General features: G+C 65.0%; 19 protein-coding genes. 10 read left to right on the forward strand and 9 right to left on the reverse strand.

The window, feature by feature from the left end; genetic code table 11:
• Positions 1-12 precede the first annotated feature (12 nt).
• Positions 13-1,344 carry an HlyD family type I secretion periplasmic adaptor subunit gene (locus GLR48_RS15745; RefSeq protein ID WP_237062832.1) on the forward strand — a complete coding sequence of 444 codons (1,332 nt, stop codon included), beginning with the start codon at positions 13-15 and terminating at the stop codon, positions 1,342-1,344.
• A 370-nt stretch (positions 1,345-1,714) separates the two neighbouring features.
• Here GLR48_RS15745 and GLR48_RS15750 read toward each other — a convergent pair whose 3' ends face one another.
• Positions 1,715-2,644 (reverse strand): hypothetical protein, encoded by a 930-nt coding sequence (locus GLR48_RS15750; protein WP_237062833.1) that lies wholly within the window; start codon positions 2,642-2,644, stop codon positions 1,715-1,717.
• Between the two features lie 67 nt (positions 2,645-2,711).
• On the opposite strand from GLR48_RS15750, the gene GLR48_RS15755 reads away from it, so the two are divergent.
• The gene (locus tag GLR48_RS15755; RefSeq protein WP_237062834.1) at positions 2,712-2,891 is read left to right on the forward strand and encodes a hypothetical protein; all 180 of its coding nucleotides are present in this window, start codon (positions 2,712-2,714) and stop codon (positions 2,889-2,891) included.
• A gap of 258 nt (positions 2,892-3,149) precedes the next feature.
• Positions 3,150-3,620, forward strand: a complete 471-nt coding sequence (locus GLR48_RS15760; protein ID WP_237062835.1) for an SH3 domain-containing protein — start codon at positions 3,150-3,152, stop codon at positions 3,618-3,620.
• 172 nt (positions 3,621-3,792) lie between these two features.
• Here the strand turns inward: GLR48_RS15760 and GLR48_RS15765 are convergent, their stop codons facing one another.
• From GLR48_RS15765 to GLR48_RS15790, 6 genes are read right to left on the reverse strand one after another with little or no spacing between them, the layout of a single operon-like run.
• Positions 3,793-5,094, reverse strand: a complete 1,302-nt coding sequence (locus GLR48_RS15765; RefSeq protein ID WP_237062836.1) for an amidase — start codon at positions 5,092-5,094, stop codon at positions 3,793-3,795.
• Positions 5,091-6,464, reverse strand: a complete 1,374-nt coding sequence (locus GLR48_RS15770) for a M20/M25/M40 family metallo-hydrolase (RefSeq protein WP_237062837.1) — start codon at positions 6,462-6,464, stop codon at positions 5,091-5,093. Before GLR48_RS15770 ends, GLR48_RS15765 begins: the two co-directional genes overlap by 4 nt.
• Entirely contained in the window at positions 6,461-7,198 is a 738-nt protein-coding gene (locus GLR48_RS15775) for an SDR family NAD(P)-dependent oxidoreductase (protein ID WP_237062838.1), read from the reverse strand. Before GLR48_RS15775 ends, GLR48_RS15770 begins: the two co-directional genes overlap by 4 nt.
• Complete coding sequence (locus GLR48_RS15780; protein ID WP_237062839.1) at positions 7,195-8,214, reverse strand: ketopantoate reductase family protein; 1,020 nt, start codon at positions 8,212-8,214, stop codon at positions 7,195-7,197. The genes GLR48_RS15775 and GLR48_RS15780 overlap by 4 nt, the downstream gene beginning before the upstream one ends.
• On the reverse strand, positions 8,211-8,921 hold the full coding sequence (locus GLR48_RS15785; protein WP_237062840.1) for a creatininase family protein: 711 nt from the start codon (positions 8,919-8,921) through the stop codon (positions 8,211-8,213). The genes GLR48_RS15780 and GLR48_RS15785 overlap by 4 nt, the downstream gene beginning before the upstream one ends.
• On the reverse strand, positions 8,918-9,886 hold the full coding sequence (locus tag GLR48_RS15790; protein WP_237062841.1) for a GntR family transcriptional regulator: 969 nt from the start codon (positions 9,884-9,886) through the stop codon (positions 8,918-8,920). The genes GLR48_RS15785 and GLR48_RS15790 overlap by 4 nt, the downstream gene beginning before the upstream one ends.
• A 179-nt stretch (positions 9,887-10,065) precedes the next feature.
• On the opposite strand from GLR48_RS15790, the gene GLR48_RS15795 reads away from it, so the two are divergent.
• The 7 genes from GLR48_RS15795 (at position 10,066) to rraA (ending at position 17,467) form a co-directional block, all read left to right on the forward strand.
• Entirely contained in the window at positions 10,066-11,646 is a 1,581-nt protein-coding gene (locus GLR48_RS15795; protein WP_237062843.1) for an ABC transporter substrate-binding protein, read from the forward strand.
• Positions 11,647-11,716: 70 nt separating this feature from the next.
• The gene (locus GLR48_RS15800; RefSeq protein ID WP_237062845.1) at positions 11,717-12,655 is read left to right on the forward strand and encodes an ABC transporter permease; all 939 of its coding nucleotides are present in this window, start codon (positions 11,717-11,719) and stop codon (positions 12,653-12,655) included.
• Positions 12,652-13,482, forward strand: coding sequence for an ABC transporter permease (locus tag GLR48_RS15805; protein ID WP_237062846.1), 831 nt, complete (start codon positions 12,652-12,654; stop codon positions 13,480-13,482). The genes GLR48_RS15800 and GLR48_RS15805 overlap by 4 nt, the downstream gene beginning before the upstream one ends.
• Positions 13,479-14,483 (forward strand): ABC transporter ATP-binding protein, encoded by a 1,005-nt coding sequence (locus tag GLR48_RS15810; protein ID WP_237062847.1) that lies wholly within the window; start codon positions 13,479-13,481, stop codon positions 14,481-14,483. Before GLR48_RS15805 ends, GLR48_RS15810 begins: the two co-directional genes overlap by 4 nt.
• The gene (locus tag GLR48_RS15815; protein WP_237062848.1) at positions 14,476-15,468 is read left to right on the forward strand and encodes an ABC transporter ATP-binding protein; all 993 of its coding nucleotides are present in this window, start codon (positions 14,476-14,478) and stop codon (positions 15,466-15,468) included. The genes GLR48_RS15810 and GLR48_RS15815 overlap by 8 nt, the downstream gene beginning before the upstream one ends.
• Positions 15,465-16,973, forward strand: a complete 1,509-nt coding sequence (locus tag GLR48_RS15820; protein WP_237062849.1) for a carboxypeptidase M32 — start codon at positions 15,465-15,467, stop codon at positions 16,971-16,973. The genes GLR48_RS15815 and GLR48_RS15820 overlap by 4 nt, the downstream gene beginning before the upstream one ends.
• On the forward strand, positions 16,970-17,467 hold the full coding sequence (rraA, locus tag GLR48_RS15825) for a ribonuclease E activity regulator RraA (RefSeq protein ID WP_237062850.1): 498 nt from the start codon (positions 16,970-16,972) through the stop codon (positions 17,465-17,467). The genes GLR48_RS15820 and rraA overlap by 4 nt, the downstream gene beginning before the upstream one ends.
• Before the next feature lie 207 nt (positions 17,468-17,674).
• Here the strand turns inward: rraA and GLR48_RS15830 are convergent, their stop codons facing one another.
• Positions 17,675-18,220: a prepilin peptidase gene (locus GLR48_RS15830; protein WP_237062851.1), complete on the reverse strand. Its 546-nt coding sequence runs from the start codon at positions 18,218-18,220 to the stop codon at positions 17,675-17,677.
• A gap of 142 nt (positions 18,221-18,362) precedes the next feature.
• Complete coding sequence (locus GLR48_RS15835; RefSeq protein WP_237062852.1) at positions 18,363-19,307, reverse strand: LysR family transcriptional regulator; 945 nt, start codon at positions 19,305-19,307, stop codon at positions 18,363-18,365.
• Positions 19,308-19,355 lie beyond the last annotated feature (48 nt).

A 19,355-nucleotide genomic window follows, 5' to 3' on the forward strand; every position in this document is an offset into this window, starting at 1 on the left:
CGGAGAGACACGATGACGATGACCTATCCCGGCACGGCCCCGATGGCCCTCTCGGCAGACAAGGACGCCCTGCGCCTCTGGCCCCGGATGCTGACCGGCCTCGTGCTGGCCACGGCGCTGATCGGCGGCGTCGGCGGCTGGATCGCCACGGCCGAACTCGGCGGTGCCGTCATCTCGCAGGGCGTGGTCGTGGTCGAGGCGAACGTCCAGTCGATCCAGCACCGCGACGGCGGCATCGTCTCGGCCATCGCCGTGCGCGAAGGCGACGTGGTGACCAAGGGGCAGCTGCTGATCCGCCTCGACGACGCGCAGACGACGTCGGAACTGGCCATCGTGCAGGGCCAGACGACCGAACTGGAAGTGCGCAGCGCCCGGCTGACGGCGGAACGCGACGGCCGCGACCGGCTGGCGCTGGACCCCGACTGGATCGCCGCCCACCCCGAGGCCGCCGAGATGATCGCCGGCGAGACGAAGCTTTTCGACGGTCAGCGCCAGACCCGCGACAGCCAGCGCCAGCAGCTGGAACTGGGCATCTCGCAGATTACCGAGGAAATCGCGGGCCTGCAGGGCCAGCGCACCGCCAAGGCCGCCGATGCCACGCTGGTCGAGGCCGAATACGACCGCACCCGGTCCATGACCGAACGCAAGCTGATCGAGGTCTCGCGGCTCTACGGGGTCGAGCGCGAGCGCGTCCGCCTCGCCGGCGAGATGGGCGAGATCGAGGCCGCGATCGCCCGCGCCGCCGCCCGCACCAGCGAGATCCGCCTGCAGATCCTCGCCATCGACGACACCGCCCGCACCGAGGCGCAGCGCGAGCTGAGCACCGTCGTCACCCGGCTGGCCGAACTGACCGAACGCGAGATCGCGATCCGCGACCGGCTGAGCCGCACCGAGATCCGCGCCCCCATCGACGGCGTCGTCAACGAGCTGAACATCCACACCCTAGGCGGCGTCGTCACCCCCGCCGAGGTGCTGGTCACCCTCGTCCCCCGGGACAGCCCGCTGCGCGTCGACATCAAGCTGCCGCCCACCGCGATCGAGCAGGTCAGCCTGAACCAGGTCGCCCGCCTGCGCTTTCCCGCCTTCAACCAGCGCGTCACCCCCGAACTGCGCGGCGCCATCGTCCACATCTCTCCTGCCACCACGACCGACCGCACGACCGGCCAGTCCTACTACCAGGCCACCGTCGACATCGCCCCCGGAGAGATCGCAAAACTCCACGACAGCCACCTCATCCCCGGCATGCCCGTCGAAGTCTTCGTCACAACACAAGACCGCACCGTCGCATCATACCTCATCAAACCCATCACCGACAGATTCGCACACGCCTTCAGAGAACGCTGAAAGAGGGGGGCGATCCGGTGCCAAACGTTCCGGATCGCCATGCGCGACATGTCTTTCAGATTTCACTGACACGGCGGTCCAGGCACCGGCGGGTTCACGACAAAACTTGCAGCACGGACGCCACGCAAAGAACAGCCAAGCCCTGTCATGCAACACCGCAGGTGTACCTGTGCTGCATGACATCCTGTGATCTATTCCGCCCCCTACCGGAATGCCGACACAGCCGGCATGGGCCGATCCAGTCAAAGTATGTCCATTTGCGTAAACGAGCCGCAGAACGCAATTACTGCTGCAAAATAGACGCGGCGTTTCCTTTTCCATTCTGGACAAGATTGCCGATATTGGCTGCCCCTGACTGAGATATCGCGGACTAATTTCCAGATCCGATAATAGTCATGAAAAGGCGGTGATCGTCGCCGGATTGAAACGTCCCCATGATATTCGTATCACCGAACACAAAGACCGATGCTTCATTTCCCTTGCCGTCCTGCACAAATTCGCCGACAGAGGCAACAGGCAAAATCGCGGTCGCGCTGGCGGCAAGATTGTTATTGTTATCGCCGAAAATCTCTACCGTCGCCAAATTGCCGCCGTATTGCCGGACCAGGCCAATATTGCCATTCCCAAAGACCGAGATTGCGGCCACATTGTTTCCGCCACGCCCAACGCTGTCATAATCCTGGTCAATCCGAAAATCGTTGTCATCGCCTTTCAGATCGAACGTCACGCCATTGGTGCCGTCCTGACGGATGAAAACACTGTTACGGTCGCTTTGCGCGCCCCCATCACCCGCAGATGCCATGTCCAAAGAAAGTATGGCCGCATTCGTCCCCAGCTGGTCGATACCGATAATATTGAAAGCGCATTCGATCGGTGCCGCAATGACGATATCGTTTTCCGTGCCATCCTGACGCAGACCCAGCTGGTTTTCGTTGCCGTTTATGGTGATGAAGCCCACGTCATTCATGCGCCCGCCCTGCCGGATTCCGAAACGGTTGAAATCGCCGGTGATCAGCAGATCTACGCGGTTGCCGTTGCTGCGGATGTCGCCGTTTCCGGCCTCTTGGACGATGCCATTGTCGGTCACAATGGTTTCAGCCGCAGCGCCCGACAACCCGATCTGCCCATTGCGGCCCCCCGTCATGCGCAGGGTTATCTGGTTGTCCGCGTCATAGGCGTTGTTGTTGGCAAGCTGGTCGATCAGCGCGACACGGTTGAACGCTCCGGTCTGCTCGCGCAATTCAATTCGGCGAGCGTCACGCAGTCCGGTTTGCAGAACATGGTCGTCATTTCCAAGCACTAATGGTGACTTCAATTTCAGTCTGCTAGGAGGAGGGTTGATAACGTTTGTGCGAGATGTTTTGGTCTTGCCAAGCGCACTTCTGGTGTCCTTTGCAGGTGACGGGCCTGCCATCGCGCCAAACAACAGGATCGTGATTAATCAGGGCAATCCGATCATCGGTGCCACCGGCAATACGCTGGTCGTCGATAAAAATGCCGCCAGCAATTCAATGGTTGCGGTTGCAGAACCGGATCAGGCCGTGTAGACACAGGACGTCGAAAGCCGTCCCCCGCGCACAGCCTATATCATCAATTCTGGCTTACCTACCGCTCAGTTCAAAAGGACCAATTCGGCTAGCATTACCATTTCGGGTAACGGCAATATTGTCGGGCTGAACCTGCCTGCCCTGTCGCTTGCCAAGGACTTCGCCACAGAAGGGTCGACGGACTGGCGCAAGGCCGACATATCCGAAAATTGCAAGGCACCGCTTCAGGATCCCGTCGTCTGGCGCATTCTCGATGGGATGATCTATCTGCGCGCCGAAAGTGGTGCGGATATCGCAAAATTGGGTGGTGATCCGAACCGCCTGACCGGAGACTTTGCAGCCCCTCCTGGCGCAATCGTGCTGGAGCGGAATGAAGGCAGCGGAGCGAAAGCCATGCTTGTGGCCGCCATCACGAAACACAAATGCTATTACCTTGGATATCAAAGTGTCTGCGCCGCACCGGACGCAACGGCCGCACCAGATCTGTCGGATGGAGAGGCGGCCGTTCAGGTGCTTGTCACGCTCAATGTGCGCAGCCAGCCGCGCCGGGCGGCGCCGCTGATCGGCACCGTCCCCAAGGACTCCAATGTGGTCGTGAATCTTTGCCTAACCACGTCCGACGGCATCTGGTGCCGGGCGGATTTCGGCGGGAAAACCGGCTGGATGGCAAAATCTGTCGTGCGGCAACAGGAATGGCCCGTCATTTCGTTCGTGAACGCCAAAGAATAGGGCGCGTAAAGATCAGGGCAGCCGGTACTGATCGCGCCACCATATTGGCGGCAAGGTCAGTCCCTGCGCACCGGTCGATGCGTCACTGCCGGGTCATGGCCTTGCGCCTGAGATGAGCGGACTGGACCCGTCTGAACGTTCGCCCTTGTGCCAGACACCCGACGGTCAAATCTCAGTGCAGGCCAAGCCTGACTGAAAGCGCGGTCTCGATCCGCTGCGCGGCAGACAGCAGAAACGCGTCGCCCGCCCGCGGACCCGTTACCTGCAGGCTCACCGGAAGGCCATCCACCCGGCCGCAGGGCAGCGCGATCGACGGGTGCCCGGTCAGATTGGCAAAGCCCGTGGCGCTGATCTCGCTGTCGCCGCCGTCTTCGATCAGCGGATCCTCGAAGGGTGCGGTGAATGGCACAGTCGGTGAGAGCAACACGTCGCAGGTGTCGAACATCATATCGACGGCCTCGCGGATCGCGGTCTGGCGTTCCTTTGCCCTGATGTAGCGGATGGCAGGCACGACGGCCCCGGCGCGGATCTGCGCCAGCGTGGCGGGGGCGTATCCGGCGGGATTGCGGTGGGACAGAGCCTGATGGATCAAGGCCGCCTCTGGCAGCAGCAGATCCATCAGGACGGCGTTGGCGTCGTCGAGCGCAGGCAAGGTCACGTCGCGCAAGGTCATGTCGGTCAGGCAGGCTAGCGCGGCCTCGATCTCATCCGCGACGGGGCGGTTGGCTGGATCGGTGGGAAAGTGCTGCCGCAGGATGCCGATGCGCAGCGGCCCGGTGTGATCGCACGACATCTGGCTGCCCGCGATGCAGGCCAGCACCAAGGCTGCGTCAGCCACGGTGCGGGTAAGCGGCCCGGCATGGTCAAGAGCGGGCGACAGGGGAAAGACGCCCTCCAGCGGCACGCGGCCAAAGCTGGGCTTCATCCCCACGATGCCGCAATAGGCGGCGGGAATCCGGATCGACCCGCCGGTATCGGTGCCGATGGCGGCTGGCACGATGCCGTCGGCCACCGCAGCGGCGGAGCCGCCGCTGGACCCGCCGGCGGTGCGTGCGGGGTCCAGCGGATTGTTCGTCTGGCCGACCTCCGGATGGGCCACGCCGTAGGCGTATTCAAGGCATTCGGTCTTGCCCAGGATGATGGCCCCAGCGGCGCGCAGGCGCGCGACAAGGACCGCATCCGCTGCCGCGATCCGGGGCGATTCCGCGCGCGTTCCCCAAGCTGTCGGGGCGCCCGCGACGTCGATGATATCCTTGATCGCGACGGGGATCCCGTGCAGCGGGCCAAGGTCGGCACCGCGCGCCAGGGCGCGTTCTGCTGCTTCTGCCGCCGCTTGGCTGGCGGCCACCATCGGATCGGCGAAGGCGTTCAGCACCGGGTTGCGGGCCGCGATGCGCGCTTGCGCCTCGGCCACGACCTGCACCGGGCCGAGGCTGCCCCGGCGATAGGCCGCAGCCATGTCGGCGATGGTCATAGCGCCAGCCGGTCGAAGAGCCGCGCCCAGGCGATCTGGCCGCTGCGTAAGGAGGACAGGCGGTAGAACTCGTTCGGCGCGTGATAATCCTCGTCCGAGGTCGAGAAGGAAAAGAAGATCGTGCCGACGTCCAGATGCGCCGCGAAGACCGCACCGATCGGGATCGTAGCCCCCATCGCAACCCGCAGGGGGCGCGTGCCCATGATGTCCGTCAGGATCTCCTCGGCCACGGCGAGGCCGGGCATGTCGGGGTCCAGCGCGAAGGCCTTCGACCCCGGTCCGTGGCGGTGCAGGTCCATGGTGTATCCGGCAGGCCGTACGGCGGTCAGGTGATCGCGGATCGCGGCAAAGACCGCATCCGGGTCCTGCCCCGCGACAAGGCGACAGGTGATCTTGACCGCGGCCTCTGACGGGATGACCGTCTTGGTTCCCTGCCCCGCGTAGCCGCCGGAAATCCCGTTGAACTCCAGCGTCGGGACCAGCCATTGGCGGGTCAGCAGCGCCGGTCCGTCCGGCAGCGGATCGGGTCGTGGCGCACCGATGCTGTCGAAATAATCGGCAACGTCAAAGGCAACATCGTTGATCGCGTCAATAATCGCGGGGTCCGGCGGCGTTGCGGCATCCGCAAAACCGGGCACCGTCACGCGGCCATCGTCGTCGTGCAGGCTAGCCATCATGCGCGCCAGTGCGCGCACCGGATTGGGCGCCGACCCGCCGTGGCGGCCAGAGTGCAGGTCCTTCGACGCCCCCCTGACCGTCAGTTCCATCGCGAGCATGCCGCGGCTGGCCACGGTGATCGACGGCAGGTCGGCGCGCCACATCGCTCCGTCGGCCGAGACGACGAGGTCGCAGGCCAGACGGTCTGCCATCGCGGCGACCGTGGGGGCAAAATGCGGCGAGCCGCTTTCCTCTTCGCCCTCGATCAGGAACTTGAGGTTCAGCGGCGGCGCGCCATGCACGGCGGCGTAGGCGCGCGCGACCATCAGCGGGATCAGCAGCGAGCCTTTGTCGTCGGATGCGCCACGGGCATAGAGGCGGTCGTTGCGGATATCCGGCTCGAACGGCGGCGTCTGCCATTTGCCCAGCGGATCGGGCGGCTGCACGTCGTAGTGGCCATAGATCAGGATCGTGGGCTTCGCCGGATCGACGATCCATTCCGCAAAGATGCAGGGGTGGCCGTCGGTTTCGACCAGTTCGACGGTGGGCAACTGCGCGTCTGTCAGCCGGTCCACGACGAACTGTGCCGCACGGCGCACGTCCGCGGCAAAGGCCGGATCGGTGCTGACGCTGGGGATGCGGCAGAAATCCTTCAGCGTTTCGATGGTGGCAGCATCCTGTGCCGCCAGCCAGTTTTCGACGTCCTTCGTCATTTGCCACCATCCACGCCAAGGGTTTCGCCGGTGATCCAACCTGCGTGGTCAGAGGCAAAGAACAGCACCGCGTTGGCGATATCCGCGGGCTTGCCCAACGTGCGCATCGCGATGTTGTTCAGAAGGGCGGTCTGCCCCGCCTCGCCCATCGCCTCCCACTGACGCTCTGTCGTGGGGTTGGACCGGACGAAACCGGGGGCCACGCAGTTGACGGTGATGCCGAACTGGCCGAGTTCGTGTCCCAATTGACGCGTCAGGCCGATCTGGCCCGCCTTGGCGCTGGCGTAGGCCTGAATGCCGGTCAGGCTGATCGTGCGCCCGGCACCGGAGGAAATGTTGACGATCCGCCCGCGGACCTTGGCCTTCATCCCCGGCGCCACGGCCTGCGCCATGAAGAAGGTGCCAGAGAGGTTCACGTCAAAGATCGTCTGCCAGTCGGCGGCGGAAATGTCCTCGATCGGTCGGCCCACCTGACCGCGCACGCCACCGGCACAGTTGACCAGCACATCGGCGTCGAGGCCGGGGATCAGCGCCTGCACCGCGTCGCGGTCGCCGATGTCGAGGGTATGGGCAGTGATTGCGTCATGCGCGGCCGTCTGCGCCAGCCCGTTCGCGTCCACGTCCACCGCGTGGACCGTCGCACCAAGGTCAGCAAAGGCCAGTGCTATGGCGCGCCCGATGCCTTGGGCCGCCCCCGTAACGATCACGGTCTTGCCGTCAAATGCGATCTTCATGCCATGACCTCTGCCAGTTCCTTCAGGTTTTCGCGCGCCAGCGGGCGTTCGCCCCGTTCGATCTGCGCGATCATCGCCATGAGGCGTTCCGTCAGCGGCGTCGGGACGCCATTGGCCCGCCCGGTCGCCACGATGGGGCCCAGCTGCGCCTCGCATTCTGTCTTGCGCTTGCGCACCGCCAGATCACGCCAGATGCCGGAGTGGGTCTTAGTCGAGGTGCGGTTATGGGCCACCATCTCATCAAACGTGCGATCCAGCGCCGCCTGCGGCGCGCCGGGCGCGAAGGCCTCGGGGTGGAAGCCGTTGAAACCGACAGGCGTGACACCTTGGGACGCGGCGACAGCCCCGGTTTCCTGTCCCAGTGCTGTCAGCACCGCGCGGCAGTCTGCGCCGTCCAGCACATCGACGATGGAATCGTCCGTGAGCGCCGTGCCGAACAGCAGCGCGCCATAGGTCATCTTGCCCCAGAGGTAGCCCCAGATGTTGTCGGTCGTGACCGCCCGGTCGTCGAATGTCAGCATCAAACGGTGCAGGTCGCGGATGCGGTCCGTATCCTGACCGTCCAACTCTCCGACCACGACCGCACCGCGCCCGGAATAATGGACGACGCCCGGCGACAGGTAGTCGGCGCCGAAGTTGACAAAACAGCCGATGGTCCGATTTGCCCCCACGACCTGTGCGATGCCAACCTCGTTCAGACCGTTCTGGGCCGAGACGACGTAGCCGTCCGCTGCCAGATGCGGGGCCAGTGCGGCGACCGCATCTTCCGTGTGCAGTGCCTTCACGCAAAGAAAGATGCGATCAAACGTGCCGGTCAGATCGGCGGGCGTGACGGCGCGGGCCGCCCTGTGGTCGGGATGAACGGGGCCTTCGATGGTCAGCCCCGCGTCATTCATCGCCGCGACATGCGTCGCGTCGGCATCGACGTAAAGCACATCCTCGCCCGCGCGCTGGAATGCGGCCCCAAGCGAGGCGCCGATGGCCCCCGCACCCCAGATCAGGATCTGCGTGCTCACTTCTTCACCTGCGGCCAGGGGCCTTCCATCAGCGCGCGGGTCTCGGCCACGCCGGTCTCCCAAAGGTCCTGCATCTCCGCATCGTCGCGCTGGTAATAGCCGCCGAAGTTGCCGTCGCCCAGCAAGGCCCGCGTCTGGGCCGGGTCCATCGCGCGCATGGCGACGAGGTCGGTCATCGGTTTCTGCTGCGTCGGTAAATCACCGGGCAGACGGGTCCAGAGGAAGTTTTCCATCCAGGAGGCGTGGCTCGCCACCGGGTCGATGTCCTGCACCTTGGCAAAGGTCTGCGGCGCGTTCCACCAGTTATGGAACTTTACGGAGGTGCCGGGATGATCGGCCATCCACTCGATCGCGAGCGACCCGGCGGGGGCGTTGCCGCCGTGGCCGTTGACGATAAAGATGCGGCGGAAGCCCTGATGGTAAAGACCGTCGAGGATGTCGCGCACGACTGCGACGTAGGTCTCTACCCGCAGGCTGATCGTGCCGGGATAGGCCATGAAGTAGGGTGTTACGCCATAGGCCAGCACCGGGAACACCGGCAGACCCAGCGGCTCTGCCGCATCCAGCGCCATCTTTTCAGCCAGGATCGAATCGACGGACAGGGACAGGCCCGCGTGCTGTTCGGTGCTGCCCAGCGGCAGGACACAGAGGTCATCGGTCTTCAGGTAGTCCTCGACCTGTTGCCAACTCATGTCAGAGATTTTCAAGACGCTTCCTTTCGCGCAGAGGGAGGGAGAAGACCGAGCAGCGGCGCGACCTGTCGGTCGATGTCGCCGGGGTCCGGCACGTGGCGGTATTCGATCAGGGTGGCCCCCGCGGGCGCCTGATCGGCGGCGCGTTCGGCACCGGTGGACATGACGACGACGTCCGCACCGGCCAGCAGATCCGACAGATCGGCGTCGCCCATGACTCGCGCGCTGACCGTCGGCACATGGGCTGCAAAGCGGCGCATGCCGGCGGTCAGCACTGGCAAAAAATCCTCGAATCGCGACACGGCGACGACCTTGGCCAATGGATCAAGGCCCGCAAGGGCGAGGCGCGTCGCCTCGGCCGGGATGAACCGCAGGGAGACGATCCGCGCCTGCGGCGCCAGCGCCGCCAGCCGCGGGTGCAGGTTGTCGAAGGTCAGGATCAGGTCCGCACCCGCCAGCCGCGCCGTCAGATCGGCGTCGGACGGCTCCTCGTCCAGCAGCGCCACGGCGGCGACGGCTACGCCGGTCTGCGCCGTGACCCGGGCCGCATAGCTGCGGGTCGCCGCGATGAACAGGCCGACCATGACGACGTTGACCGTGGCCGTCGCGGCACGGTCGCGGGATGCGACCAGCGACAACAGATCGCCCACGCTGATACCACGCCTTGTCGCGTCCGCGACAAGATCGTCGATGGCCTGCCAGATCCCCGCCGCAGCCCCGCCCGCACCCAGCCGTGTCAACGCGCTTTCGGCGACAAAAGTGCCGGACCCGGCCCGCGCCTCGATCAGCCCGCCTTGCTTAAGGTCCGCATAGACCCGCGTGACCGTCATCGGCGCAAGGCCCGACCGGTCGGCCAGATCGCGGACCGACGGCAAGGGCTCTCCGGTCCGGAGCGCGCCGGAGGCAATCTGGGCGACGATGGTCGCGCGAATTTGCTGGCGGGCGGAAACCGAACTGTCTCGGTCAATCTCTACGTCCATGATCTGTCCGACAAGTGTGCTATGAATTAGGGACGGTTGTTACTGATTATGCCTCATATTGCAGCACGCTTTGCGCTTTGCCCAGTATAATTTCGAAAAATTGTATTGTTGACTTGTAACGGGCTTGGTGAAAGTCTTTCCAAAAATATAACAGTCTATCAACAGCAGAGGGATAACCCATGACCCGACTTTCACTGATTGCGACCACGGCCGCCGTGCTGTTGTCGACGACGGCACTGGTGCAGGCGCAAGAGCGTGGCGGCATCATGACCTACGGTCGTTACGCCGATTCGATGTTCCTTGATCCGGTCCTGAACGACGCCAACGTCGACATCTGGATCCTGTCGAACATGTACGACACCCTGCTGCTGCCGACCGATGACGGCCAGTCGGTGCAGGCGGGTCTGGCGACCGACTGGTCCGTGTCCGACGACGGCCTGATGGTCACGCTGACGATGCGCGACGGGATCATGTTCTCTGACGGTACACCGATCACGACCGATGACGTGATCTGGTCGCTGGACCGCGCCCGCAACCCCGACAACGGCATCTGGAACTTCCTGCTGGCCGCCGTGTCCGAAGTGACAGCACCCGACGACAAGACGATCGAGATCAAGCTGGCGCAACCCGATCCCGCGATCCTGCCCGCTCTGTCGGTGTTCAACGCAGCGATCATGCCCAAGGCCGCGTTCGAAGCGATGCCCGGCGAGACCGACCTTGAAAAGGCCACCGCCTTTGCGGAAAAACCCATCGGCTCCGGCCCCTTCGTCTTTGACAGCTGGGAACGGGGATCGACCCTGAAGCTGGTGAAGAACGCGCATTACTGGGCCGACGGTGAAGACGGCGAGAAGCTACCCTACCTTGACGGCGTAACATTCGAGGTCATCCCCGACGACGCCACCCGCATCCTGCGCGTTCAGTCAGGTGAACTCGACGGGGCCGAATTGATCCCCTTCGCCCGCGTCAAGGAACTGCAGGACGATCCGAACATCAACATGGAGCTGTTCCCGTCGACCCGTGTCGCCGACATCATCATCAACGTCCGCCCCGAACTGGCCGGCGAGGCGAACCCGCTGTCCGACGTGAAGGTGCGTCAGGCGATGAACTATGCCGCCAACAAGGACGCGATCATTCAGGTCGTGACCTTCGGCGTCGGCACGCCAACGTCGTCCTTCATGTCCTCCACCACGCCGCTGCATACCGGCGAAGGCGCGGTCTTCCCCTACGATCTGGAGAAGGCCAAGCAGTTGATGTCCGAATCCGGCTACCCGGACGGGTTCAGCGCCAGCATCCTGACGCTGGCCGGCAACCAGGACGAGTTGGGCATCGCCACGGCGCTGCAGCAGATGTGGAGCCAGATCGGCATCACGCTGGAAATCCAGCAGGTCGACAACGCGACTCGTACGGACCAGTACCGCGCAGGCACGTTCGACATGCGTGCAGGTGCATGGACCAACGACATCGCCGACCCGAACCAGATCACGTCCTACTTTGCCTATTCGCCGACCATCGACGCGCTGCATTCGGGCTGGAAAAGCGAAGAGGTCGACAGCCTGTTCGAAGCCTCCCAATCCGAACTGGACACGACCAAGCGGGCCGAGCAATACGCCCGCATCCAGGAGATCTTCAACCAGGACGGCCCGACCGTGCTACTGTACGAGACCCCCTATCCGGTCGCGTTGCAGGACAATGTGAAGGGGTTCAACCAGATCCCGCTGGGCAACAACATCTTCCGCGAAGCCTACCTCGAAAAAGAGTGACGCTGACCTGCGGGGGCGGCATCCGCCCCCGCACCTCCCGACTGACCCTCCCCCCATCAAAGGCCTCCTGATGTCGATGACCGCGTTTCTTGGCCGTCGCCTGCTGCAACTCGTGCCGACGCTGATCTTCATCCTGATCGTCGTCTTCGTGCTGGTGCGGCTTCTGCCCGGCGATCCCGCGAGTGCCGTTCTGGGCGACCGGGCGCTCGACGCGGATGTAGAGAGGATCAACCGGGAACTGGGCCTTGACCGGTCGCTGCCGGTGCAGTTCGTGGCCTTCGCCAAACAGGTCTTCACCGGCAACCTCGGCAATTCCATCGCGATGAAGATCCCCGTGACCCAACTGATCCGGGACCGGCTGCCGATCACGATGCTGCTGACGTTCATGGCAGCGGTGATTGCCATCGTCTTTGCTGTGCCGCTGGCCTTCGTCGCGGCGCTCAAGCGGGACCGCCTGCCCGACAGCGCCATCCGCGGTGCGTTTCAGGTCGGCCTGTCGATGCCAGTTTTTTACGTCGGCCTGATCCTGCTGACCGTCTTCGGGGCCAAGCTGCGCTGGTTCCCCGTGGGCGGTTACGGAGACGGATTTCTTGACCACATCTATCACCTGTTCCTGCCCGCCGTGACGCTTGCCCTGTCGCTGAGCGCCATCCTGATGCGCAACCTGCGGTCGGCGATTATCGGGGTTGTGGACGCGGAATACGTGACCTTTGCCCGGGCCAAGGGGCTGCGGTCCAACCTGATCCTGTTCCGCCACATCCTGCGCAACGCGCTGATTTCAACGCTGGCGCTGTTCGGCCTGTCGATCGGCACCCTGCTGGGCGGAGCCGTCATCACCGAGACGGTCTTTGCCGTCCCCGGTGCCGGCCGCCTGATGGTCGACAGCATCTATGGCCGCGACTACCCGGTCGTGCAGGGGCTGACGATCGCACTTGCGGTGCTGGTGTCGGTCACCTTCCTGCTGACCGACATCCTGCAAGCCTGGCTTGACCCGCGGGTGACGAAATGACCGTCGTTCCCATGTCCCGCCTGCGCCGCCTGCCGCGTGCCTTTCTGTTCGGCGCGGCGATCCTGCTCACCTCGGTGGTCATCGCGACTTTTCCTGCGGTCTTCGCACCTTACGATCCGTTGTTGATGGACTACGTGAACTTGTTGGCGCCGCCGAGTGCGGCACATCCCTTCGGCACCGATAACTTTGGCCGCGACGTGCTGAGCCGGGTGATCCATGCCTATACCATCGACATGCAGATCGCACTGTTTGCGACGCTGTTTCCGTTCATCTTTGGCACCATCGTCGGGGCCATCGTCGGCTACGTCGGCGGCGTGACCGAGAGCATCTTTGGCCGCGTCGTCGATGCGGTCATCACCTTTCCCTTCCTCGTGCTGGTCATCGCCATCGTGTCGGTGCTGGGGCCGGGGCTGATCAACATGTATATCGCCATCGGCGTCGTGGGCTGGGTGTTCTATGCCCGCATCATCGCGGCAGAGGTGAAGGTGCAGAAGCGCCTCGACTACGCCGATGCGGGACGCGCGATGGGCTATACACACACGCGGATCGTGTTCCGCCATCTGCTGCCCAACGCGATCACCCCCGCCGTCGTCTACTGGATGACCGACATGGCGCTGGCGATCCTGCTGGGGTCATCGCTGGGGTATCTGGGCTTGGGCGCGCAGCCGCCAGCAGCCGAATGGGGCGTGCAGATCGCGGATGGCAAGAACTTCATGGCGACAGCGTGGTGGATTTCCGTGTTTCCCGGCATCGCCATCGTCATCACCGGCCTAGGGTTTTCGCTGCTGGGCGACGGGCTGGCCGAAATCCTGCGGGGGCGCAAATGACCGATCCGATCCTGAGCGTGCGCGACCTGACGGCGACCTTCGGACAAGGGGCAAGCGCGTTGCGGGCCGTGAACGAGGTCTCCTTCGACGTCATGCCTGGCGAGGTGCTTGGGCTGGTCGGCGAAAGCGGGTCCGGCAAGTCCGTCACCCTGCGGTCGCTTTTGCGGCTGCTGCCTGTGGGCGGCTATGTCGGCGGCTCTGTGCTGTGGCACGGCCGTGACATCGTGCACATGAACGACACCGATCTGCGGGCCGTGCGGGGCGGCCAGATCTCGATGATCTTTCAGGAACCGATGACGGCGCTGAACCCCGTCCTGCCGGTCCGCGTGCAGATCGAGGAAAACCTGCGCGCGCACACTGACCTTGACCGCAAAGGCCGCAATGCCCGCGCGAAAGAGCTAATGGACCTTGTCGGCATCCCCGACGCCGCCCGGCGGCTGGACGAATTCCCGCACCAGTTTTCGGGCGGGATGCGCCAGCGGGTGATGATCGCCATCGCCCTCGCCTCTGACCCCAAGCTTTTGCTGGCGGACGAACCGACGACGGCGCTGGACGTGACCATTCAGGACCAGATCCTGAACCTGATCCTTGATTTGCGGGACGAGTTGGCGATGAGCGTCGTTCTGGTAACCCACGACCTTGGCGTCGTGGCCGCCACCTGCGACCGCATGGCCGTGATGTACGCGGGCCGGATCGTGGAGGAAGGCGATGTGCGAGAGGTCTTCGCCCAGCCGCGCCACGCCTATACGCGCGGCTTGCTCGGCTCGATCCCGCAGGCCGGGACGGAACGCAGCATGCTCCTGTCCATCGACGGCACGCCACCGGGCTTGACCGCGATCCCGCAGGGCTGCGCCTTCAACCCCCGCTGCGATTTTGCGACGGAGGTGTGCTGCAAGACCCGGCCGCACCTGGCCGGCGAAGGCCACCGCGCCGCCTGCCACAACAGCGCCGCGGTCATTGCCGCCGGATCGCCCGTGAAGAAGGCCCTGTCCCATGTCTGACGCCTTGCTGTCCGCCGAGAACGTGTCCAAGGACTTTGCCTTCTCGCGCTCTTTGCTGGATGTCATCAAGGGCGCCCCGGTCAAGGCCGTCCACGCGCTGAACGGCGTCAGCCTTGACGTGAAACGCGGCGAGACGCTGGGCATCGTGGGCGAGAGCGGCTGCGGCAAGTCCACGCTGGCGCGCTGCCTCGTGCGGCTGCACGACTGCGACGGCGGGCGGGTGGTCTATGACGGCACCGATATCGCCACCCTGTCCGGGTCCGACCGGCGGGCGTTCAACGCAAAGGTCCAGATGATCTTTCAGGACCCCTATTCGTCCCTGAACCCCCGCATGACCGTCCGCCAGATCCTGTCAGAGGCGCTGCGCGTCCACAACATGCGCCCCGCGGACCAGATCGACGCGCGCATCGCAGAGCTGCTGGACCTCGTCCGCCTGCCGCAGGACGCCGCCGACCGGTTGCCGCACGCCTTTTCCGGAGGCCAGAGGCAACGCATCGGGATCGCGCGGGCGCTGGCTGTGGAACCCGAGGTGCTGGTGGCCGACGAACTGGTCTCGGCCCTCGACGTCTCTGTGCAGGCGCAGGTGGTGAACCTGTTGCTGGAATTGCAGGACCGGCTGTCGCTGACGGTGGTGTTCGTCGCGCACGACCTGCGGCTTGTGCGCCATATCTCTCACCGTGTCGCAGTCATGTATCTGGGCAAGGTGGTGGAGGTCGCACCGACCGAAGCGCTGTTCAAGGCGCCAAAGCACCCCTACACGCAGGCCCTGCTGGCGGCGGCCCCAGAGGTCGATCCGACCCGCCGCACGCGCCGCGTGGCGGCCAAGGGCGAATTGCCCAGCCCGATCAACCTGCCGACCGGCTGCCTGTTTCACACCCGCTGCCCCCACGCTTTCGACCGTTGCCGGTCGGACGTGCCGCACCTGACCCCCCGCGGGCCCGGCCATGTCGCCGCCTGCCACCTCGATGACCCGGAGCTTCCATGAGTTACGCCGATTTCCAACACCGCATCGCGCGGATCAATGATGTGCTGTGCGCGCTGAACGTCCTCGCCTGGGACAGCCGCACGATGATGCCCGCAGGCGGCGTCGATGCGCGGGCCGAACAGGTGTCCACCCTGACGATGCTGGCGCGCGAGATGGCCACATCGGATGCGATGTCGGACACGCTGAAGGCGGCACAGGACGAGGTCGGTGATGGATCTGATCTGAAAGCCCGCGCCGTGGCGCTGGCCGTCCGGGACATCGAGATCCTGAAACGCATCCCGGCCGAAGTCACGCAGGAAAAGGCGGCGCTGTCGTCGCGCGCCCATTCTGCCTGGGTCGCGGCGCGTCAGGCCAATGACTTCGCCGCCTATGCGCCGACCTTGGACAAGATGATGAAACTGCAACGCCGCATCGCCGACGCGATCGGCGGCGATCACCCCTATGACGCGATGGTGGGTCAGTTCGAACCGGGCATGACCCATGCACGGCTTCAGGGCATCTATGGCGAGCTGAAAGCGGCCCTGGTCCCGCTGATTCAGCGCGCCGCTGCTGCGAAACAGCCGCGCCACGACTTCATGACGCGCGCCTTTCCGATCCCGCAGCAGAAGGCCTTTGGCCTGAAGATGGCGGAAAAGATGGGCTATGATCTGAACCGGGGCCGTCTGGACGACACGGCGCATCCGTTCGAGATTTCCTTCACCCGCGGCGACGTGCGCATCACCTCGCGGTTCCGCGAGGATTGGCTGCCCGGCGGCACCTTCGCGCTGTGGCACGAGGCGGGGCACGGCATGTACGAACAGAACGTGGCGCCAGAACATACGCGCAGCATCTTCACAAGCGATCTGGTGAACCTTTATGCGGTCGGCGGCGCCAGTTTCGGGATGCACGAGGCGCAGTCGCGCATGTGGGAAAACCGGGTCGGGCGGTCGCGGCAGTTCTGGGCGCTGCACTTCGACGACCTGCAGGCGCATTTTCCGGATCAGTTGTCGGACGTGAGCCAAGATGAATACTGGCGCGCCGTGAACCGCGTGCGGCCCGACTTCATCCGGGTCGAGGCGGACGAGTTGACCTATGACATGCACATCATCCTGCGCTCCGAGATTGAGGCGGACCTGATGACCGGCGCCATCGCCACCGCCGACCTGCCCCATGTCTGGAACGCCAAGATGCGCGAGACGCTGGACATCGACGTCCCCGACGACACGCGCGGCGTGTTGCAGGATGTCCATTGGAGCCACGGCTACGTCGGGTCGTTCCCGACCTACACGCTGGGCAACGTCATGTCCTCGCAGCTGTTTGCCGCGGCACAGGACCGTACCGGCGTGACGGATGGTCTGGCGCAGGGCGACTACAAACCGCTGTTCGACGACATGCGCGACAATGTCTGGTCCCATGGCCGCTCCTCCACCCCCGAAGAGACGCTGGTCCGCGCCACCGGTCGTGGCCTCGACACCGCGCCCTATATCGCGGACCTGACGGCCAAGGTGGATGACCTGACATCATGACCCTGCCCCCTCAGCCTGCGATCGTGACCGCGGACCTTTACGACCTGCACCACGCCGCCGTCGGCGTTATCGACCTGCCGCTGCGTGCCTTCGGCGGGGTCGAGGCGTTTTTCGGCCCCTGCCAGACCCTGCGGGTCCACCGCGACCACACGCCCGTTCTGTCTCAGCTGGAGGAACCGGGGCTGGGTCGCATCCTGATCGTCGATGCCGGTGGCATCACGGATACGGGCGTCATGGGTGATCGCCTTGCCGCCAAGGGCGTCGCGAACGGCTGGCGCGGGGTGGTGATCTGGGGCGCGATCCGCGACTCCCTCGGGATCGGGGCCTTGCCGCTGGGTGTCATGGCCCTTGCCGCGACGCCGCGCCGGGGCTGGACGCCCCAGCCGTCACTGGTCGGAGAGGCGCTGTCCCTTGGCGGCGTGACAATCAGGGCGGGCCAATGGATCTACGCGGATCGCGATGGGGTGATCGTATCGGATGCCGCCCTGGCGTGATCCGGCCGACGGGCGCCGGGCCGTAGGAGCGACTCAGCCTGTTACCAGCATACTGGCGCGACCGGGTGGCCAGAGTCGGCACGGCGGTTCCGTCGCCCAGACATGGCTGCGAGGCACAGGCTGAAGGTTGCCGCTTCGGACCGTGCCCCGCACGTTTCGCGACCGGTTGCATGACCCGGCGCAGACCGTGCCCCTCCTGTCACTGAACTAGGCTATGGCCATCTGAAACACGAAGACGACGTAAATGGCGAAGGCCAGAAACGGGCCGAAGGGGATGCCGCCCTGCGCACCCGGCCTGCGGATCCGGTCGATGACCGCGAGGACGATGCCCCCCAGCGCCGCGATCAGTACGACCCACCAGATGGCAAAGGGGCCGACGCAGAGCACCCCTGCCCCCAGCAGTTTCGCATCCCCGATGCCAAGCCCCTCTTGCCCGCGCATGCGGTAGTGCAGCGCGCCGGCCCCCCAGAAGACCGCCGTGACCAGCGCGGCAATGACCACCGTCACGCCGAGGGTTGCGGGGTGGAACAGCCACTGCGCCGTCAGACCGGTCACCGCCACGACCAGCGTGGCTGCGTCGGGGATCGTGAAATCCGCCAGATCCTGCAGGCTAAGCCAGATGCACGGCACCGCGAGCACCGCAGCCAACGCAAGCGCCAGGCCATCGGCACGGGTTGCGGCCCACAGCCCACACCAGACGGCGGCATAGCACAGGACGAACGCGGCACCGATCGGCGTCATGACGGTTCGCAAAACAGCCTCTCTGACGTGGTTGGCCAATCCTAGACCGCGCAAGCAACCGATGACAACCGCAAGACGGCCGCGCCGATGCAGGCGGTCAGAGAGCCGCAGCACCCGTCTACGCCCGACACATAAGCGGCGAACGTCGGGAAGCCTAGCTGTCCGTCCAGACCAGATCGCCTTCCCAGATGTCGCGGCGGACCATTTCAGCGGCGACCTTCAGCGTCATCCGCGCGACCGCAGCGCAGGCCCGGCTTTGTGCGACGGCCCGGTTCCGCACAAGGTAGACGGGGCGCGAGATCACCGGGTCGATGATCGGTGTCTTGATCATGCGCCCGGCCTGCACGACATCGTGGCAGGCCGCGGGTGCGAAGATCGAACAGCCCGACCCGCGCGCCACCAGTTCCTTGATCTGCGTCATCGCATCAAGCTCGGTCACGACGTTCAGCCGGACACCGGCCTGCGCCGCCGCCGCCTCGACGATCCGGCGCAGGCCGTGGGGCTGGCCCGGCAGGACCAGTTCGATGCCCGCCAGCTCCCGCAGCGGCACCGGCGTGCCGGGCGGCGTTTCGAGCGGCCAGTTATCGGGGGCGGAAAAGAAGAAGAGACGCTCGTTCAGCACATGGGTGATCTCGAAATGCGCGACACCCGTCAGATCGTAGAGGAACCCGATCTCGACCGTGCCGTCGTCGACCCAGGTCTTGATGAAGCCGCTCATCGCCTCACTGACCCGCAGGCGGACATCGGGCAGTTCAAGGCGGACGGTTTCCGCCAATGGCACCGACATGACCATTGAGACGGAAGGCGGCATGCCGAAGCGGACGCTGCCTGCGACGTCTTCGGACAGGTCGCGCATCTCGGCCAGGCAGTCGTTCAGGCTGGCGCAGATCGCCGTGGCGTGGCGCAGCAGCACGTGCCCCTCGGCGGTCAGGGTCGATCCGCGCGGCGAGCGGGCGAGCAGCCGTACACCCAGTTCGCGTTCCATGTTCGCCAGATGCTGCGACAGGGACGGCTGCGCGATACGCAACTGGCGGGCGGCCAGCGACAGCGATCCCGCCTCGGCGATGGCGACGAAATATTTCAGCTGACGGATGTCCATTTGCTGCCCCCCGGCGTCACGGCCCAAACCGGCGCGCTGCGCAAGGTT

This window comes from Loktanella sp. M215 (assembly GCF_021735925.1).
GTDB lineage: Bacteria > Pseudomonadota > Alphaproteobacteria > Rhodobacterales > Rhodobacteraceae > Loktanella.

Excerpts from the sequence above, each read along its gene's own strand:
- GLR48_RS15745 (WP_237062832.1), top strand. The coding sequence starts at position 13 with ATGACGATGACCTATCCCGGCACGGCCCCGATGGCCCTCTCGGCAGAC.
- GLR48_RS15760 (WP_237062835.1), top strand. The coding sequence starts at position 3,150 with ATGATCTATCTGCGCGCCGAAAGTGGTGCGGATATCGCAAAATTGGGT.
- GLR48_RS15765 (WP_237062836.1), bottom strand. The coding sequence starts at position 5,094 with ATGACCATCGCCGACATGGCTGCGGCCTATCGCCGGGGCAGCCTCGGC.
- GLR48_RS15770 (WP_237062837.1), bottom strand. The coding sequence starts at position 6,464 with ATGACGAAGGACGTCGAAAACTGGCTGGCGGCACAGGATGCTGCCACC.
- GLR48_RS15775 (WP_237062838.1), bottom strand. The coding sequence starts at position 7,198 with ATGAAGATCGCATTTGACGGCAAGACCGTGATCGTTACGGGGGCGGCC.
- GLR48_RS15790 (WP_237062841.1), bottom strand. The coding sequence starts at position 9,886 with ATGGACGTAGAGATTGACCGAGACAGTTCGGTTTCCGCCCGCCAGCAA.
- GLR48_RS15795 (WP_237062843.1), top strand. The coding sequence starts at position 10,066 with ATGACCCGACTTTCACTGATTGCGACCACGGCCGCCGTGCTGTTGTCG.
- GLR48_RS15800 (WP_237062845.1), top strand. The coding sequence starts at position 11,717 with ATGTCGATGACCGCGTTTCTTGGCCGTCGCCTGCTGCAACTCGTGCCG.
- GLR48_RS15805 (WP_237062846.1), top strand. The coding sequence starts at position 12,652 with ATGACCGTCGTTCCCATGTCCCGCCTGCGCCGCCTGCCGCGTGCCTTT.
- GLR48_RS15810 (WP_237062847.1), top strand. The coding sequence starts at position 13,479 with ATGACCGATCCGATCCTGAGCGTGCGCGACCTGACGGCGACCTTCGGA.
- GLR48_RS15815 (WP_237062848.1), top strand. The coding sequence starts at position 14,476 with ATGTCTGACGCCTTGCTGTCCGCCGAGAACGTGTCCAAGGACTTTGCC.
- GLR48_RS15820 (WP_237062849.1), top strand. The coding sequence starts at position 15,465 with ATGAGTTACGCCGATTTCCAACACCGCATCGCGCGGATCAATGATGTG.
- rraA (WP_237062850.1), top strand. The coding sequence starts at position 16,970 with ATGACCCTGCCCCCTCAGCCTGCGATCGTGACCGCGGACCTTTACGAC.
- GLR48_RS15835 (WP_237062852.1), bottom strand. The coding sequence starts at position 19,307 with ATGGACATCCGTCAGCTGAAATATTTCGTCGCCATCGCCGAGGCGGGA.